This window comes from Mesorhizobium sp. WSM4830, from assembly GCF_055811495.1.
Genome location: NZ_JBVVQI010000018.1, coordinates 51,881 through 68,330, shown reverse-complemented (window position 1 = coordinate 68,330; position 16,450 = coordinate 51,881). Strand labels below are relative to the sequence as shown.

The window sequence follows — 16,450 nt, the reverse complement described above, 5'->3', positions numbered from 1 at the left end:
AAATGTCCGACTACGACCAAATCCGCGCCAGGCTGATCGATGTCGAGCTCGACGAGACGATCGGCCGCTCGACGCCCGATGTCGAGCATGAGCGGGCGGTGGCGATCTTCGACCTGATCGAGGAGAACCGCTTCCAGCCGGTCAATGACGACGGCGCCGGGCCGTACCGGCTAAAACTGTCGCTGGCCGAATCCCGGCTGGTGTTCGCGGTGGCGCGCGAGGACGGCGCAGCCGTGGTCACCCACATCCTGTCGCTGACGCCGCTTAGGCGCATCGTCAAGGATTACTACATGATCTGCGAAAGCTATTACGATGCCATCCGCACCGCGACGCCCAGCCACATCGAGGCGATCGACATGGGGCGGCGCGGCCTGCACAATGAAGGCTCGCAGACGCTGATGGACCGGCTTGCCGGCAAGATCGAGATTGACTTCGACACGGCCCGCCGGCTGTTCACGCTGGTTTGCGTGCTGCACTGGCGAGGCTGAACTGGCCGCCCCGCTGCCCCGCCCGATCTTGCCCCGGTCGATCCTGCCCCGGTCGATCCTGTTTGTCTGCGGTATGAACGCCGTGCGCTCGCCGATGGCCGAATTGCTGGCGCGCAAGGTGCTTCCGCCTACCACCTTCGTCGCCTCGGCGGGAGTGCGCGGCGGCGAACGCGATCCGTTCGTCGATGCCGTGCTGGCCGAAGAAGGGCTGTCGCTGGGCGAACGGCACCCGAGAACGATGGACGACCTCGAGGACGACTATTTCGACCTGATCGTCACGCTGGCGCCGGAAGCTCACCACACCGCGCTCGAGCTCACCCGCTCGCTGGCCGTCGAGGTCGAGTATTGGCCGATGCCCGACCCGACCGGCGTCAGCGGCACGCGCGAGCAGATCATGGCCGCCTACCGCGACGTACGCGAGCGGCTGAAGGCGCGGATCGGCCGCCGTTTTCTCGGCAACGGGGCTGAAAACGCCGCGGATTAAGCATGTTCACAAGCGGACGTTTATCATATAGGTTCCGCGCAACTTTCCGGCCGGGGCGCTGGAAGTACCCATCCAAGCAAAGGTATCGAATGCCGAAGGAAGAAGTCCTCGAGTTTCCGGGTGTCGTGACGGAACTGCTGCCCAACGCGATGTTCAGGGTCAAGCTCGAAAACGAACATGAAATCATCGCCCACACGGCCGGCCGCATGCGCAAGAACCGCATCCGCGTTTTGACCGGCGACAAGGTCCTGGTCGAGATGACGCCCTACGACCTGACCAAGGGCCGCATCACCTACCGCTTCAAGTAAGTTCAAGGACCCGGCCGGGATCGCGATGGGCATTTTGCAGAAGCTCGTGCTTGCCTCGGGTTCGCCGCGCCGGATCGAGCTGCTGCAGCAGGCCGGCATCGAGCCGGACCGTGTGTTGCCGGCCGATGTCGACGAGACGCCGCTGCGCGCCGAACACCCGCGCTCGCTGGCCAAGCGCCTGGCGACCCAGAAGGCCGAAAAGGCGCTGGCCTCGCTGAAGACCGAGACGGACTACGCGCCGAGCTTCGTGCTGGCCGCCGACACGGTAGTTGCCGTCGGGCGGCGCATCCTGCCCAAGGCCGAGACGCTCGACGACGCCGCCAACTGCCTCGGGCTTTTGTCCGGCCGTTCGCACCGCGTCTATTCCGGCATCTGCCTGATCACGCCGGGCGGCAAGCAGCGCTTGCGGCTGGTCGAGACCAGGGTGCGTTTCAAGCGGCTGCCGCGCGAGGAGATCGAGGCCTACATCGCGTCGGGAGAATGGCGCGGCAAGGCCGGCGGCTATGGCGTCCAGGGGCTTGCCGGCGCCTTCGTCGTCAAGCTTGTCGGCTCCTACACCAACGTCGTCGGCCTACCGCTCTACGAGACGGTAGCGCTTTTGAGCGGCGAAGGATTCAAGGTGCACGCCAACTGGCTGTCGGGTGCGCGGATATGAGCCCGGACGACAAGGTCACGCCGTTGCGGCCCAAGCGGCCCTGCCCCGAATGCGGCAAGCCATCGGCGCGCGAAACCTATCCGTTCTGCTCGAAGCGCTGCAAGGACATCGACCTCAACCGCTGGCTGAAGGGGGTCTACGTCATCCCGGGTCGCGACGACGAGGACGACAACGACGACCAGAAATAGCGCCATCCACCTGCAGTTTTCCACAGGCTTGGGACGGCTTGCCAACCCTGACCGCGGCCGGTGAACTGGCCCGCATTGAGGGCCAATCGTTTCTGGCTGAAATCAATATCCAGCCTGTTCCATCCGGATAGAATCGGATGGAACAGGTTCTGGCTTTTCGTCTGAGCATGATGTTTTCCGAAAACCGGATTCCACTTTTCGGGATCATGCTTTTTGTCTGAGCATGATCTTTTTCCGAAAACCGGATTCCACTTTTCGGGATCATGCTCTAAGCGCTGGACAGGCCGAATTCCCGTGCTATAACCCACGCGCTTTCAAGGGGTGCCGACGGCGCTTTCATGAACCCGGTGTGCAGACTGCCGCGCGCCGGAGCAGGCCCAGATAGCTCAGTTGGTAGAGCAGCGGACTGAAAATCCGCGTGTCGGTGGTTCGAATCCGCCTCTGGGCACCATCCCCTCTTCTCCCGACAGTCTCTTTCGCCGAAGCAACTACGCTTTTGTCTCGGCAACTATCTGAAATCCTTGGTAATTTTGGCACGCAAGGCACGGTTGGTCGGGTTTTGTGGGATTTCGGCGTAGTTGGTCCAACGAGGCGGAGGGCTGGTATTTTCGCTGGTATTGGAAATCCTGATGGTATCGATGCAGCCAAATGGAGGTCCCGAAAATGGCCCTTTCCGACGTGAAATGCCGAAATGCCCGACCCGCTTCCAAGCTCGTGAAATTGACTGACGGTGGCGGGCTCCAGCTTTGGGTGCAGCCCACTGGATCTCGCTTATGGCGCCTCGCCTATCGTTTTGGCGGCAAGCAGAAGCTTCTGGCGTTGGGCAGCTATCCCCTCATCTCCCTCGCTGAGGCACGCGAGGCGCGCGATACCGCCAAACGTCTCCTCCTACGTGGCATCGACCCCGCACAAGAGCGTAAGTTGCAAAAGGCTTCGGCAGAGGACACATTTCGGTCAATCGCGGAGGACTACGTCGACAAGCTGAAGAAGGAGGGACGTGCCGACCGGACCATCACCAAGGTCAAATGGTTGCTCGACTTTGCCTATCCAACGTTTGGGGACAAAAGCGTTCGGGAGATCGATCCGGCCACAATTCTTGTCGCTCTCCGCAGCGTGGAGGTTCGCGGTCGATACGAGTCGGCCAGGCGACTGCGCTCGACCATCGGCAGCGTGTTTCGATATGCAATCGCGACCGCACGCGCCGATGTAGATCCGACGGTCGCCCTGAGGGGCGCACTCGTCGGTCCGACGGTCACGCCACGCGCCGCGGTTACCGATCCTAAGGCCTTGGGAGGCTTGCTGAGGGCGATCAATGCATTTGACGGACAGCCTACAACCCGAGCCGCCCTGAAGCTGATGGCCCTGCTGTTTCCCCGCCCCGGCGAGCTGCGCGCGGCCGGATGGGACGAGTTCGATTTCGAAAGCTCGGTTTGGATCATCCCTGAAGGACGCATGAAGATGCGACGGCCGCACCGCGTACCCCTTGCAACGCAGGCCATCAGCGCACTGACCTCACTTGCAGAAATCTCTGGTGGTGGGTTGCTGCTGTTTCCTAGTGTTCGATCGGGTTCGCGTCCGATTTCCGACAACACGCTTAACGCCGCCCTGCGCCGCATGGGCTACGGTAAGGAAGAAGCTACCGCGCACGGTTTTCGAGCAACGGCATCAACTCTGCTGAACGAATGCGGAAAGTGGCATCCGGACGCCATAGAGCGGCAGCTGGCCCATGTTGAGAACAACGACGTTCGTCGCGCCTACGCCCGGGCAGAGCACTGGGAAGAGCGCGTAAAGATGATGCAATGGTGGGCCGATTATCTGGATGAACTCGAGAGCAAAAACGCCCGGGTGAAAATTACCGGCGGTACCACTGTACTGAATTAAACTCTACGAGAGGGTGATCCCTCCCGCTTTGGGACACGTTAACACTGGCCAAATTTCCAGTGAAGCCAAGCATTCTGACTCGAATTCGGCCCATCCATGGCGGGAAGTGAGAGTGAGCTTTGCGCCGATGTCGGTCGTAGAGGCAGCCTTGCCTATTCCTAAAGGCAGACAAGCCGGCGACCAAGCTGAAGGTCGTGGTTGTGCGAGCAGCAATGCCTCTGACTCAGTCTCCATCGCGGAAATGCGCCGACGGTTAGCTGTTGGGAACTCTGCTTCGGCCCGGTTTGAGCTTGGAAACATAACTCCAAACTGCTAGGTCAAAAGGTGAACCGGAGCGACCAAATGGCCAAGGACGACAAGCCTCATTTTACCATTCAAATCGATGGTCAAGAGTACAAAGTCGACCATGAGAGCGTAACGGGCGCTGAGTTGAAGAAGATTGCTGGCAAAGACCCCCAGTATCAGCTCTTTCTTGAAGGCAAGGGACATGAAGAAGACAGCCAGATCGGCGATACCCAGGGCTTGGCTCTAAAGAGCGGCATGCATTTCTACACGGTGCCCCCGGCGACGTTTGGCTGATGAGTATCCCTGAACGTCACATTCTCGCGCTGCAAGAAAAGCATCCCGACGCAACAATGACAGCGGCGGGCAACGGAACTCAGGTCGTCACACTTCCCGGTATCGAGTTGGCCCCGGGGTGGAACATGGACTCTGTCGAGATAAAGTTCGTGGTTCCCGCAGGCTACCCCCAAGCTGCGCCGGATTGCTTTTGGACTACTCCAGGGCTGGCGCTGCCGCACGGGGGTGTTCCTCAAAACACCGGCACTCAACTCACTGCAGGTATTCCGGCCGACTGGCTTTGGTTTTCATGGCATCCGACATCGTGGAACTCAAACACGGACGACCTCAATACCTTCGTCAATGTTATTCGGCGGCGGCTGGTAGAAGTTCGATGAGTTGTAAGATCGTCTTCGCCGACGGTGCCTTAGACAAGCTTCGGACGTCCCTGTTTCTCGACACGACGCTAGAAAGCGCTGCGGCGCTTGTGGTCGCGCCCGGACGCTTCCCATCAGGTGTGCGGCTTGTAGTCCGCGAGGTACTCCTGGCGAACAACGGCGATTATCTGGAACGCACGAGACACCGCCTGACGCTCACGCCGGCGTTTGTGGCGCGCGCGCTGAAGCGTGCAAGGTTAGGGAGTGGCGGCGTAATGCTCGTGCATACGCACCCGCAACAGAATGAGCCTACCTTTTCGCACGTAGACGATGAGGCGCAGGGCATACTCGCACCGGTACTATACTCACGCGCCCCCGGACCGCACGGTTTCCTCGTGTTCGGATCGAAGGGGTTTTCTGGGCGCCTCTTCTCCGAGTCGGGAGTAACCACCCAAACTATCGACTCGCTGCAGGATGTTGGTCGATCCGTGAAATTTGTCTTCACCGATCGACCTTCTCGGCTTGAGGCCGAGTACTTCGATCGAAATGTTCGCGCATTCGGGCGCGACGGGCAGGCCCACTTGCAGCGCCTTCACGTTGGCGTGGTAGGCGTAGGGGGAACGGGCTCAATTGTGGTTGAGGAGCTCGCGCGCCTTGGCGTCGGTTCCCTGATCGTCATCGATGGCGAAGTCGTCGAGGAGACCAACCGGAATCGCCTGCTCGGATCAACGAGCGTGGACGTAGGTCGCGCGAAAGTCTCAGTGGCCGGGACGGCGGCGAGACGGGCACGCTCAGATGTCGCAGTCCGGGAGATCGAGGGTTCGGTGCTCAACGAGCCAATTTGGCGGGAGCTACTCCAGTGTGACTTCGTTTTTTGTTGCACCGACTCCCACGGCAGCCGGGCAGTCCTCAATCAAATCGCCTATCAATATCGGTTGCCGATGATCGACGTCGGCGTACGCATCGACGCGCATGACGGCGTGGTGACTGCCATGTCGACGCGGGTGCAGATGCTGGCGCAACCTCTCGCCTGTCTCAATTGCGCCCCCTTATTGGACCCGGCTGCCATCCGGCGCGACTTGCTGGGTGACAAATCGACCGACCCGTACATTGTAGGCGCGTTCGAACCGCAACCTGCGGTCATCTCCCTTAATGCGGCAACATCCTCCATGGCAGTGTCCATGTTCCTGTCTGCGACTGTCGGCTTCCCAGGTAATGCAAGGCATCTTATCGGACGGCCCATCGAGGGAGTAGTGCGGCCCGTCGCGGCGTCACGCAATCCATCGTGCATCGTGTGCGCGCCTGAGAACGCCTTGGCCAAAGCAGATGAATGGCCGATGATTGGGCCGAGCAGATGAAGGCTACAGAGCGCCGTACCGTGCTGGTCGATGGATCGGTGAAAATCAAGGAGTTTGCCTTTCGCGAACTCACGATAGACAACCTTGTCGCCGTCTCGGATCTGCACCGGTCAGACGCACGCTCACTCCTGATTGTCGCAGGAGACATGCAGCTCGATCACGAGCGCCAAGCACTCGTGAAGAAGCTTCGAAACTATGCAACGCACGCCGCGCAAGCAGGGCTCCTCATTGTAGTAGTGGCTGCGAAGAACCAGATTGACATTGCGATGCGATGCGCTGATGCGGGCGCGGCAGCGCTTGCCCAGTTCAAGCCTGGCGCCAGGATTAGTCAATCACAGTTGATTGTCCGGGGCAGTAACGACATCGCGCGCGTAGCCGAGGCCGTCGCTCGCCACGATCCAGGTCCGGCCGAAAACACCTCTTTAAACCTGGTTGATTCCCTGGGAAGACCAGCGACGCTTTCTGAGGAGCGCGCGCGGCTATTACGGCGTTCGTTCGCTGAATTTGATTCTATCGAGTTGAAGCGTCTCACAGACGGATTCTCCCGTGATGACGTGTGGCGCGTCGTGCCGAACTCATCCGACGGCGCACTACGCTCGCCGTTTATCGTCAAATGTGGCATGCAGAGCGATATGGACGAACATATCGACACGTATCAGTACTTTGTCGCCGACCGCATTCCGTTCCGCGGGTGCGCGCCCATCTGCATCGAACGTAGCGTCCGTGGTGCTTCGCTCCGCTTTGCCGTCTCTCGCTTCGTTGAGCATGGGAAGCAGCTCAATGAGGTTGTCGAGACACACAACGTCATCGAGGCCATCGACTCAATCTACAAGCGCACTTTGCATCGCTGGCGACACGTCTCCGAGCGCGTGGACCTTCAGCTATTCGAGGAGTTTCTGCCAAAGACGCTTTGGACCAAGTACGAGACAGAGCTGACACCGAACTACAATCGACTCCGCACGCCCGGCTTGTCGCTCATGTCGCCAGCAGACATCGCAGAGAAGCTTTACGGCCGTCCCACCGTCACGTGTCCGCTTGTGCAGGCACATGATGACCTCAACGTACGCAACGTCTTCGTGTGTGGTGGTCACTCGGAAGCGGTGCTTATCGACTTCACGCGCGCTAAGAAACGTCCGTTGTCGTTCGACTGCGCGCGCCTAGACGTTGGACTCGCTTTTGATACAGCTCTGCATACGACACAGCCGTTGCCTGAAGACGTGCTGCTCGCATTATACGGGGAGGATCCGTTCTTCTGGTCGTTGGTCCGGACGCGCAAGGGCTCGGTCGGCAAACACCGCATGGCTGCGATTTCCCATCTGCGCTCTCTCCTGCTGGAGGAAGCTGAAAACACGTCCTACGAAATCGAAGAAGAATATTCCGTGGCGCTTTGCGCGTCGCTGTTGTGGCACAGCCGCGACGACACAGACTTGGCACGCATTGCGTATCGGTGCGCGTCAAACCTCGTGGGCAACCTTTAGGAACGGCGCGTGAACGGAGTTCGGAATGCGCGGTGGCTTGGCACCGTCGAACATCAAGCTGAAGCGGGAGCGCTCGCTGCCCAAGCAGGAGATACTGTTATCGTGAAGCGAGGGGTTGTGCGGTCCGTGGTCATGCGCTGCCCGGACGGATGTGGGGATCTCCTTACCGTCAACCTCGACCCGCGAACCGGTCCGGCGTGGCGGCTCTACGAGACACTCGACGCGCTCACGCTCTTTCCATCAGTGTGGCGGGAGACCGGGTGCCTCGCTCACTTCGTGCTTTGGGATAACAGCATCTATTGGACCAATGAGCGGTGGCCGATGTTCGTTGACAGCGCGCTGGTTGCTCGCGTCGCAGATTTACTCACAGGCGAGCCGCAGTCCTACGCAGATCTCGCACTTATGCTCGACGAGATTCCATGGGCCGTGCTCAATGCCTGCCGAAGTCTCGTGGCAAGGTTCCTAGCATTTGAGGGAAGAGGAAAACAGGTTGGCTTCTTTTGGAAACGCTAGGCACCTGGCTTACACATTGCTACTGCAGGAAAATGCTGCTCGTATCTGGCAGCTTCGAGGTGGCGGCTCTTGAGGCGCCTCTGCACGGTCATGTTCGGTGAAAGTGGCAGCCTGTCGAGCCAACGCCGTGGGGAGATCCTTCCCGCTGGTGTAGAGACCCGACCTTGTGTGGATCTCGAACTCGCCGTCACGGGCATAGAGCTGCTTCGTGGCATTCTTTGCGATGCTCGTATTCATGTCAGCCACCTGGTCGCGGCGGAAATTCCGGTTCGGCGGCTGTTTGACAAATAGACCAATGAGCGCGAGGCCTGGCGCGATCGGAAATATGACAATCGTGCCAGACACTCCAAACCCGGGAGAGTACGGCCCCTTATCCTGTCCATCAGCCCAAGCCAGGACGACAGGGTCGTCGCAGGTGATGAAGGTGGTTCCTGGCGGCGCCGAGGCGAATGACCAGCTTCTGCGAGCCAGTTGTTCGACGACCGTCGCAACCGAGTCGAGCTCCAAGCCTATAAGATAGGTCCGATCGATCGCGACGTTGTATTCGCCGCGCTCGATGAATTCCTTCATGTCCTCGTAGCTGATGTCATCTCGGATTGGCGCGCCCTTTTCCCGAGCATCTCTGATTGAGTCGTGATAGCGATCCTTATCTGCAATCGTCATTCGCATCATGCCATTCGCAACCTTCACATGAAGGTCTTCGACCATCGAACGGAAGCGAGGATTGCGAACGGCGACATTCCCCATCAGCATCATGACCGATGAAAAATGAGCTTCGGAGGGAAAGCTCTTCGTGGCGATCACTTCCTCGAGAAGAGGTGCGATCTCGCTCTCGATCTCGGCCATGCCGTCTTCAACGTGATTGGGGTGAAAACCCTCGACGTCGATCCGGAAAAAGTTCCGTCGCGCACCGATGTTTCTGACCAGTGTTCGGAACGACTTCTTCGTCGACTGGTCGAAGACGAAAACCTGGGACTTCCGTCGGTCAACTGAATCGCTGAAGCCCCTTAGATAAAACTGCGGAATGAAGTGGTGATTGACGGTGTCTGACATTACTTTCCGCAGTGCTTGCAGACCTTCGAAGGTCTTACTTGGTCGATAACGGTCGATATCGCGCCGAGAACCTGGACGACGAAGGGCTCCGGGTCTTTATGGCCGGTGACATCCGTCGCAGCCCAGATGAGGCCGAGCGTCAGGAGTGTGTGCTCACGAAGCCCATCGTCCAGTTGCTGGCGCGACAGAGCGGGTCCGCCGTCATCGCCGGCATACAGTGCCTTATCGCGGAAGCTCGCTCTTTCGTAAACGCGTGCAACCATGGCTGCTGGGTTCGGAAACCAACTTCTAAGAGCATCGAAAGCAGCCTCCGAGGACGGGTCCTCGCCATCCTCATTGAACGAGAAAAGCCTGAGCCGTAGCGGATAGACTATCTCTTCGCCTCCGATCCTGACCCTTGCCAGAACGTCATCCGCGGCAGGGTTGTAGGCTACTGCCAGCTTCAACTCTTCTGCATGACCCGAAATGATCTGAGCATAAGCCGATACCACCGCCTTCTGCGCATGGTCATGGATATTCACTTTCCTGGCTAACTCACGGTAGCCATATTGTTTCGCCGAAGCGATGAACGCCGCGACCGCCTCTTCGGTGGCGTGTGTCGCGCAGAAGTAGGCGATAGTATTCGAAATTTCAGCGTCAGCGATCTTTTGCGCCCGAACCAGATGGTTCCGAGCGTTCACCGCGCATGACAAGGCCCTGCCTGAGAGTTGCTCATTGGCCCGCCTGTAGACCCAATCCGCCATTGGATGATCGATTAACGCCTTGACGACCAACAATTATATCCCGGTTTGGAGGCCAATTTGCGGTTTGTCATAGGAAGGCGCCTGATGTCACTCATTCGGGCTTGTTTGTACCTGCTGGCAGTAGCAGACATCGACGTTAAGCAACTCCAAATTTCGATTGCCAGATACCCATTTCCTCTCGCAGCCGAGATTATCGACGGCACATCAAAGCTAGCGAGAGATGCTGGACCTCGATCACTGCAAGTGCCTATGTAGGTTGTTCGAAAAGTACGCCGACAACTTCAAGGATTTGCGTCAGACGCGGCAATCCGTCTCCGCTGGATAGGCTCAACAGCTCGCTTGGCGACATGCCATCTGGGTTGAGGCTTTCCAGCACGATAATCGTACCTCGCTGCCGCATGCGCTTGAAATAGCGCGCCCCCGCTTCATCAACGGCGATAACGAGGCCTCCGTCAAGACGCTTAAGAGCTTCGGGCGTTATCAGCGCGTCGCGGGCTATCAGGTACTGTCCGTCAAGAGCAATCGGTTCTGCACTGCGGCCGCTCACTGCGAAGAGCCTGGCTTTCTCTAGCAGCTTCGTGATGACGCCGAAGGGCGAAAGGGCGATAAATTCCGCATTCGGGTTAGCAGGCGGCACTGGGAGCTCTCGTCCTGCAAACAGCGTCCCTACAATCTTGCGGGGCGAGAGTCTTTCGCGCGGCGCGATGACAGGCTGGGCCAGCGCGTAAGGGTCGACGCTCTGGCCGGTAAGGACCGCGATATTCGGATGAGCTTCCGTTTCGTTGTAGCGCCGGGCAAGAAGCTTGTCGCCGAATGCGGCCGTAACCAGATTGCGCTCTTTGATCTTCGCATAGTTGCTGGTGATGATTACGTCGCCAACCCCCGCCACCGGATCGAGCGTGCCTGCAGCCAACTGATAAGCATCATGGTTATGGAGCGTGATCTCGATGGCTTTCGCGAGGTCCTCGATCGTGATCAGTCCATCGCCGGCGCGGCCGTCCGTGCGCGCGGCAGCGGCAATGCCCGTATGCACGAGCTTCAATTTCCTGAGATCGTCCGCATTTCCGGCGGGGAAGGAAACGACGTTGTCCATCCAGGGGAACAGGCGCGGCTCCCCCGCGTAAGCCTCATACTCGGCGTACACCTTGAAGCCCGTATGAATCTGGCTCTGAAGGGTCGTTTCCCAGAAAGTCTTCACGTCGCCCGCTTCGGCCAGCCCGATTGTGCGATCAAAAACATGGTGTGACTCATTGATGATCTTCATCTGCTTCCCGCCGCCGCCGGAAAGCGTCTTGTAGAGCTTGTCAAACGCCGCATGGCTGAATGGCGCCACGCTGGCATCGCGCCGTTCTTTCAAAAGCTTCGCGAGATCACCGATCGTCATGTCGCATACCGTCGGCTCCTCCGCGCGCAGCATGATCTTCAGCAGGTCTTCGCAGTACCTGCGGACATCAGCGATATATTCGTAGGCGAGTCTGTCGTCAGAGGCCTGTTGGGCCTCCGCGTATGCCGCCGCCAGGGCATGGCCATTGACGACCGTTGCGACCTTGCTGCTGGCATTGAGGCGGGCCAGCAAACCTTGCTGCCCGGAAAGATTCTCGATGTTGACGAGAAGCTGGAAGAACTGCCGTTCGTGGGTGATAAGAAAAAGCTGTGCGGCTTCGATCGTAGCCGCATCTGCATTCGCAATTCGCGCCAGTTCCTGGGCCCATTTCCTTTTGTTGCGCGGATCGAACGTCACCTGAGGGTCGTCGAGAAGCATCAGGGGAAATGGGTTGCTGCCGAGGGCTTCAATGGTCTGCTCGCGCATGGCCAACGTGAAGGCCCAGAGAATGGCGCGAAGCCAGGAACTGTTGGCAACAGTCGAGGCATCGATCCGGATGCCATGGTCAAAGCTCCCTGAAACCTGAACCGATTTCTTGCCGAGCGCAGCATCCTCGAACGCGAGCCGCTCCCTGAACTGGATGCGGTCAAGGATGGATTTCATACGGCCTGACAGCGCCGAAATCGAACTGGCGGTTTCCGCCGTGACAAGGCCGCGCAGGTCTTTGAGGGGTTCAAGGGCCTCGGCAATCGCCTCCCGCACGCGCTGATCGGTTTGGATCACAAGCCAGTTCTCGGCGTGCTTCGCCCCGTCTCGAAGCGCCTTTGCCAGATCGTCGAGAGGGACGACCTTTTCCAGGGCCTCTTCTAGCGAAGCGAGCCGGCCTTCGAGACTGGACGCCGGAAAGAGGCCGTTTTCGCCGGCAACACCTTTGAGCGCGTTCCACGCGTCAACGAACGACGGCCGTTCCACCGTCCACCATTCGACCAGAGCCGCCACACGCTCAACCAGCGAGAGGTAGGCAAGAAGACTTTGCCCCGCGGCAGGAACGTCGCCGGGAACCGCGCGGTTCACATGGTCGAACGCGGGCAGTTTTTCCGAGAGCACGGCGGCGGTGTTTGCAGCGAAATCGGCCATTCCCGTCAGGACTGTGGAAAAGGGAGCGTCCTTCACAAATCTTTCCCTCACGGCTTTCTCAAAGGCCGTCCGGGGTTGCATGTCCGAGAGCGATGCGAAGTGCGGCATTAGCGCCGCGGGGATCACGTCCCTGACCTGTTTTTCTATCGCAGCGCAGGCATCGGCAAGCTTGCGCTGCGCCGCGTCGGCGGCCGCTTTCAGGTCATCAAGCTCGGCCGCGAGCGCCTTTTGCTCGGGAAGCGAAAGCTTGCCTTTGCACAAAGGGCAATCGGCGTCGTCATGCTCATGGCTCGCGCGCACGAAATACTGGGCAGCCAATGCTTTCAGGCGAAGCCGTGAATCTTCGCCCTGCCGTTTGTCCCACGCAATGGCCTGCCCGATCTGCGTTTGCGCGCTGGTCAAAACCTGGGAGAGCGCCGCGAAACGGGAGTCGGCGTGCGCGGCCTTCAGTGCGGCCCAGCCTTCGAAGAGAGTAATGCCTTTGACATTCTGTTGCAGAACGCCGCGCGCCGCGCTGACCGCGCTCGTGATCCGGGCTCGGTGCTCCGCGTTCGCGGTGTCGACATCTTCTGCGACTTCTGCCTGGAGCGCGTGCGAATGCGTCGCCGCAAGGGCGGCGGCGCTGTCTGCGAGCTCGCGTAGTCCCTGCGCGTAAGTCTTGTCTTCCCGCTTGCCAACGATCGTCAGCCCGAAACCAGCCTTGCCGGCTTGCTCCGCCGCACGGTCGAGCGCCGTTTGCAGTTTGGTTTCGATCGCCTGGATACCCTTGTCGGAACCGTATTTGAGGAACCGCTTTGCCTTATGAGAAAAGCTGGCTGCACCTTCGCCAATGTCGGCAAGCTGATCGAGGCCGGTCAGAAGCTTGACGGCCTCGTAAATGGAATGACTCTTCTCGCCAAAACCGACCCGCGCGAGGCGCGCTGGCATCAGTAGGCCGGTTTCCACAAGCTGCGGGGCTTCCCCCAGGGCAGGATCTATCCTGGCGCCAAACTGCGGTTCGCCCACCGGCGGCGCGGTTAGCCGGCGGTAAGCTTCCGCTATATTGCCGTCATCATCCTGAAATGAAAGTCGGACCCAGGCTTCAGCAGTGCCTGTTAGTTTCAACGCATTGGACGGATAGGCGACCGTCGGCGGCCAGTCGCCGATCTGCACGCCGGAATCGTTGAACACAGGCATGCGCTGGCCGTCATCCTTTACAAGACCGTCCTGGTCCCGGCAGCGATAGCCCGTCAGCGCCCAGATGATCGCACTGGCGATCGACGTTTTGCCCGAACCGTTTTGCCCTTCGAGGCACCAGTTTTCCCGGTTAGCGGCCAGCATGAAGGGAGGACCATCCAGCAGGTTCAGGCCCCCGAAACCTCCCGCCTCCATCCTGGCAAGCCGCCAGCGTGCGCCGTCCGCCGCCGCTTTGGTGGTGGTTTGCTGCGAAGCAGGATCGAATGATGCGTTGTTCCAGGCGGCGATAAGGCCTTCGAACAATTCCTCGCTGGCCGCCGCAACTTTGGTTTTGTCCGAGGATAGCAGGAAATGAAATAAGCGCCTTCTGGCAGGGGAGGACAATTGAATCTGCCCGGCCTTGATTTCCCCGAAGCTCTTCCAGCTAAGGGGTTTTCCCGAGAGCAGTTTGTTTGTGGCCTCCGACAGTGAAATGGCCATGATTCCCCCCGCCCTAAAAAGACTAGAAGAGAAGCTCCTTGCGGGCCATCAAAAAATGTCAGCAATACATAACCGATGTGGTCGCGAGTCGACCTTACGGCTGTTGACATTGAGGTCGGTGGCGGAACGACAGCTAGCCGAAACTTCGCTGAAACCGGACTGTCGGCAATCGGCCTTCACCGAAGGCGACGTCTGAGTAGTGGCTCCCTGATCGCCAGCTCAGCGAAAAGCCGACCGCCGCGGCCCACGGATTGCTCTCCTGCCGGGATGACCCCAGTTCACACGTTGCTGCCAGTTTAGGCCGAACGAACTAGTCAGGCCGCTTCCGCTTAACGAGGCTCATCCTATTTTAGCCCAACACGATCTCGTCGCTACGAATGGCAATTAGGATGTGGCTTTGTGCTTCGATGCCAACACGCCCGGATTATCAGGATCGAGGCAGCGTCCATGAAGAATGACGCAATCTCATATGCCCCAAGAGGGCTATCTCGTGAGGAAGCAGCTCGTTACATCGGTGTCGGATCGACGCTTTTTGACGAGATGGTTGCCGATGGGCGGATGCCGAAACCCAAGCGCATCAACAGCCGCGCTGTCTGGGATCGTGTAGCCCTGGATTTTGCTTTCACCTCGTTGCCGGACAAAGATAGCGGCCTTCAAGAGCTGTTGGAACGAAGCAAACGGGACGTAGAATCAAGATAAGCAACTACGCTCGTTGCGTATGCGCTGTAGGCGTAGTACGATGATAGCCGGCGCGGAAGGCATGACGTGAACGAAAATGAGAAACTTGCGCAAGATGTGAAAGCATGGCGGGCCAAGGAAGGGTTCACTGCCGAAGCCGCGGCCAAGGTGCTGGGAATACCGAAGCGCACCTTTGAAGGTATAGAGCAAGGCAGAGGCTTTCCTTACCCAGTCCTGCTGCGTGCTGCCATGAAAAGTGAGGACTTGTTGCAGAAGCCCCTACGCGAGGACTTGCAGCGCGGAGAGTAATTCAATGGCCAAACATCCTGACTACCCTGGAGCTTCTTCGCGCCTGGTCAATGGCAAGGAGTACTGGCGCTTCCGAGCTAATCGCCATGCTCGACAAATAACCTTACCCGGCCAGCCCGGCGACGAAGCGTTTGAGATCGCCTACCGGCGTGCCGTTGAAGGTCGCGCTGGCAGCGCGGAAATTATCAACATGCCGGGGCGCGCCTTGCCGCGTACTTTTGGGCATGCAGCACGGCGACTCGAAACTACCATGGAATGGCTGGACTTTGACGAGGCAACGCAGCGGAAGAACCTGCGGCTCATTGAACGCTTCCTTGAGATGCAGGTCGATCCTGACTATCCACTGACTTGGCGCGATACCCCGGTGGAACATCTTGATGCCGATCGTCTGCGCGCGATAATCGAGGGCATCTTTCTTGCCAACCGGACGGTCGCCAAGCACCTTCTTGTCGCGATCAAAAAACTGCTGTGGGTGGCAATTCAAGTCGAGAAATGGATCAAGCCGCAGGACGACCCATCGCTGTCCATTCGTGTACGCGTGCCCAGGTCCACCAAGAACCCGGCCTGGCCAATCGGGATCAGAGAAAAGTACGAAGAGCGGCATCCAATTGGTACCCCTGCTCGGACCTGCTACGCACTCGGTTTCTGGCTCGGCAATCGGCGCGGCGATATCGCTGCCCTTGAATGGTGCGATCTGGTGAGCGAGGAGATCGAGCTGTTCGACGGCTCGCTGGCGTTGATCGAAGCCTTTGACTTTCGGCAGAAGAAAAACCGCAATCGCCACGGGGGTCGAGAGATGTTCATTCCGGTCGTAGACAAGCTGGCAGTCGCGCTTGAACCTCTCGACCGCTCGAAAGGCGGCACCGTCTTAAAGACCGCTTATGGTACGGCTTTCTCGGAAAAGAGCCTTTCCGGCATGATGCGGCATTGGACCCGGCAGGCTGGAATAGGCGATGGCTATACGCTTCATGGACTGCGCCGCACATTCGGTACCTACCTCGCCGAGTGTAACATCCAAGCGCGCGCCATAATGGAGGCTATGGGACATTCGTCGATGACGGTGACCGACGAATACGTCCGTGAGGCCAACAAGAAGCGCATTGCCGTCGACATTGCGAGAGCGATAAACCAGCGCGAAGAAAAGCGCGATCAGGCGAAGCGGCGGGCCAATTTGCGCATCGTCGGCTCACAATGAATCACGAACTGTTCGAAGTGCGCCCGTTAGAGGATTTTTTGCTGCCAAAGCGCCGTGGGCAAAGCGT

The 16,450-nt window shown here is 59.1% G+C and carries 17 protein-coding genes and 1 tRNA gene; 15 read left to right on the top strand and 3 right to left on the bottom strand.

From position 1 onward, the window contains the following. Nucleotides 1-2: 2 nt before the first annotated feature. The 12 genes from AC0L2Y_RS22075 (at nucleotide 3) to AC0L2Y_RS22020 (ending at nucleotide 8,288) form a co-directional block, all read left to right on the top strand. On the top strand, nucleotides 3-488 hold the full coding sequence (locus AC0L2Y_RS22075) for a UPF0262 family protein (RefSeq protein WP_473559477.1): 486 nt from the start codon (nucleotides 3-5) through the stop codon (nucleotides 486-488). A 13-nt stretch (nucleotides 489-501) separates the two neighbouring features. Then, nucleotides 502-972, top strand: a complete 471-nt coding sequence (locus AC0L2Y_RS22070; protein WP_473559560.1) for an arsenate-mycothiol transferase ArsC — start codon at nucleotides 502-504, stop codon at nucleotides 970-972. 89 nt (nucleotides 973-1,061) lie between these two features. Further along, nucleotides 1,062-1,280: a translation initiation factor IF-1 gene (gene infA / locus AC0L2Y_RS22065; protein WP_006200926.1), complete on the top strand. Its 219-nt coding sequence runs from the start codon at nucleotides 1,062-1,064 to the stop codon at nucleotides 1,278-1,280. Nucleotides 1,281-1,305: 25 nt separating this feature from the next. Next, complete coding sequence (locus AC0L2Y_RS22060) at nucleotides 1,306-1,935, top strand: Maf-like protein (protein ID WP_352470150.1); 630 nt, start codon at nucleotides 1,306-1,308, stop codon at nucleotides 1,933-1,935. After that, the gene (gene yacG / locus AC0L2Y_RS22055) at nucleotides 1,932-2,123 is read left to right on the top strand and encodes a DNA gyrase inhibitor YacG (RefSeq protein ID WP_352488273.1); all 192 of its coding nucleotides are present in this window, start codon (nucleotides 1,932-1,934) and stop codon (nucleotides 2,121-2,123) included. Before AC0L2Y_RS22060 ends, yacG begins: the two co-directional genes overlap by 4 nt. A 375-nt stretch (nucleotides 2,124-2,498) precedes the next feature. Then, a tRNA-Phe gene (locus AC0L2Y_RS22050) sits at nucleotides 2,499-2,574 on the top strand. 212 nt (nucleotides 2,575-2,786) lie between these two features. Then, nucleotides 2,787-4,004 carry a tyrosine-type recombinase/integrase gene (locus AC0L2Y_RS22045; protein WP_473559475.1) on the top strand — a complete coding sequence of 406 codons (1,218 nt, stop codon included), beginning with the start codon at nucleotides 2,787-2,789 and terminating at the stop codon, nucleotides 4,002-4,004. Between the two features lie 342 nt (nucleotides 4,005-4,346). Further along, nucleotides 4,347-4,583: a multiubiquitin domain-containing protein gene (locus AC0L2Y_RS22040; protein ID WP_473559473.1), complete on the top strand. Its 237-nt coding sequence runs from the start codon at nucleotides 4,347-4,349 to the stop codon at nucleotides 4,581-4,583. Further along, the gene (locus AC0L2Y_RS22035) at nucleotides 4,583-4,960 is read left to right on the top strand and encodes an E2/UBC family protein (protein ID WP_473559471.1); all 378 of its coding nucleotides are present in this window, start codon (nucleotides 4,583-4,585) and stop codon (nucleotides 4,958-4,960) included. Before AC0L2Y_RS22040 ends, AC0L2Y_RS22035 begins: the two co-directional genes overlap by 1 nt. Beyond that, complete coding sequence (locus AC0L2Y_RS22030) at nucleotides 4,957-6,297, top strand: HesA/MoeB/ThiF family protein (protein ID WP_473559469.1); 1,341 nt, start codon at nucleotides 4,957-4,959, stop codon at nucleotides 6,295-6,297. Before AC0L2Y_RS22035 ends, AC0L2Y_RS22030 begins: the two co-directional genes overlap by 4 nt. Further along, nucleotides 6,270-7,775: a hypothetical protein gene (locus AC0L2Y_RS22025; protein ID WP_473559467.1), complete on the top strand. Its 1,506-nt coding sequence runs from the start codon at nucleotides 6,270-6,272 to the stop codon at nucleotides 7,773-7,775. Before AC0L2Y_RS22030 ends, AC0L2Y_RS22025 begins: the two co-directional genes overlap by 28 nt. 9 nt (nucleotides 7,776-7,784) lie before the next feature. Next, nucleotides 7,785-8,288, top strand: a complete 504-nt coding sequence (locus AC0L2Y_RS22020; RefSeq protein ID WP_473559465.1) for a ubiquitination-like system serine protease family protein — start codon at nucleotides 7,785-7,787, stop codon at nucleotides 8,286-8,288. A 9-nt stretch (nucleotides 8,289-8,297) separates the two neighbouring features. On the opposite strand, the gene AC0L2Y_RS22015 is transcribed toward AC0L2Y_RS22020, so the two are convergent. The 3 genes from AC0L2Y_RS22015 to AC0L2Y_RS22005 all read right to left on the bottom strand — a co-directional run bounded on the left by AC0L2Y_RS22015 (nucleotide 8,298) and on the right by AC0L2Y_RS22005 (nucleotide 14,201). Next, nucleotides 8,298-9,341 carry a DUF4238 domain-containing protein gene (locus AC0L2Y_RS22015; protein WP_473559463.1) on the bottom strand — a complete coding sequence of 348 codons (1,044 nt, stop codon included), beginning with the start codon at nucleotides 9,339-9,341 and terminating at the stop codon, nucleotides 8,298-8,300. After that, entirely contained in the window at nucleotides 9,341-10,114 is a 774-nt protein-coding gene (locus AC0L2Y_RS22010) for a hypothetical protein (RefSeq protein WP_473559461.1), read from the bottom strand. Before AC0L2Y_RS22010 ends, AC0L2Y_RS22015 begins: the two co-directional genes overlap by 1 nt. Before the next feature lie 217 nt (nucleotides 10,115-10,331). Continuing rightward, a complete protein-coding gene (locus AC0L2Y_RS22005) occupies nucleotides 10,332-14,201 on the bottom strand; it encodes an AAA family ATPase (protein ID WP_473559459.1) in 3,870 nt (1,289 codons plus the stop codon). 447 nt (nucleotides 14,202-14,648) lie between these two features. On the opposite strand from AC0L2Y_RS22005, the gene AC0L2Y_RS22000 reads away from it, so the two are divergent. From AC0L2Y_RS22000 to AC0L2Y_RS21990, 3 genes are all read left to right on the top strand, one after another. Further along, nucleotides 14,649-14,900, top strand: a complete 252-nt coding sequence (locus AC0L2Y_RS22000) for a helix-turn-helix transcriptional regulator (protein WP_473559457.1) — start codon at nucleotides 14,649-14,651, stop codon at nucleotides 14,898-14,900. 66 nt (nucleotides 14,901-14,966) lie between these two features. Further along, complete coding sequence (locus tag AC0L2Y_RS21995; protein WP_077383578.1) at nucleotides 14,967-15,188, top strand: helix-turn-helix domain-containing protein; 222 nt, start codon at nucleotides 14,967-14,969, stop codon at nucleotides 15,186-15,188. 4 nt (nucleotides 15,189-15,192) lie between these two features. Then, nucleotides 15,193-16,383 (top strand): tyrosine-type recombinase/integrase, encoded by a 1,191-nt coding sequence (locus AC0L2Y_RS21990; protein ID WP_473559455.1) that lies wholly within the window; start codon nucleotides 15,193-15,195, stop codon nucleotides 16,381-16,383. The last annotated feature ends 67 nt before the right edge of the window (nucleotides 16,384-16,450 follow it).

What these genes read in the sequence shown, in the direction of transcription:
- AC0L2Y_RS22075 (WP_473559477.1), top strand. Translation starts at nt 3, where the DNA reads ATGTCCGACTACGACCAAATCCGCGCCAGGCTGATCGATGTCGAGCTC.
- infA (WP_006200926.1), top strand. Translation starts at nt 1,062, where the DNA reads ATGCCGAAGGAAGAAGTCCTCGAGTTTCCGGGTGTCGTGACGGAACTG.
- AC0L2Y_RS22060 (WP_352470150.1), top strand. Translation starts at nt 1,306, where the DNA reads ATGGGCATTTTGCAGAAGCTCGTGCTTGCCTCGGGTTCGCCGCGCCGG.
- yacG (WP_352488273.1), top strand. Translation starts at nt 1,932, where the DNA reads ATGAGCCCGGACGACAAGGTCACGCCGTTGCGGCCCAAGCGGCCCTGC.
- AC0L2Y_RS22045 (WP_473559475.1), top strand. Translation starts at nt 2,787, where the DNA reads ATGGCCCTTTCCGACGTGAAATGCCGAAATGCCCGACCCGCTTCCAAG.
- AC0L2Y_RS22040 (WP_473559473.1), top strand. Translation starts at nt 4,347, where the DNA reads ATGGCCAAGGACGACAAGCCTCATTTTACCATTCAAATCGATGGTCAA.
- AC0L2Y_RS22035 (WP_473559471.1), top strand. Translation starts at nt 4,583, where the DNA reads ATGAGTATCCCTGAACGTCACATTCTCGCGCTGCAAGAAAAGCATCCC.
- AC0L2Y_RS22030 (WP_473559469.1), top strand. Translation starts at nt 4,957, where the DNA reads ATGAGTTGTAAGATCGTCTTCGCCGACGGTGCCTTAGACAAGCTTCGG.
- AC0L2Y_RS22025 (WP_473559467.1), top strand. Translation starts at nt 6,270, where the DNA reads ATGGCCGATGATTGGGCCGAGCAGATGAAGGCTACAGAGCGCCGTACC.
- AC0L2Y_RS22015 (WP_473559463.1), bottom strand. Translation starts at nt 9,341, where the DNA reads ATGTCAGACACCGTCAATCACCACTTCATTCCGCAGTTTTATCTAAGG.
- AC0L2Y_RS22005 (WP_473559459.1), bottom strand. Translation starts at nt 14,201, where the DNA reads ATGGCCATTTCACTGTCGGAGGCCACAAACAAACTGCTCTCGGGAAAA.
- AC0L2Y_RS22000 (WP_473559457.1), top strand. Translation starts at nt 14,649, where the DNA reads ATGAAGAATGACGCAATCTCATATGCCCCAAGAGGGCTATCTCGTGAG.
- AC0L2Y_RS21990 (WP_473559455.1), top strand. Translation starts at nt 15,193, where the DNA reads ATGGCCAAACATCCTGACTACCCTGGAGCTTCTTCGCGCCTGGTCAAT.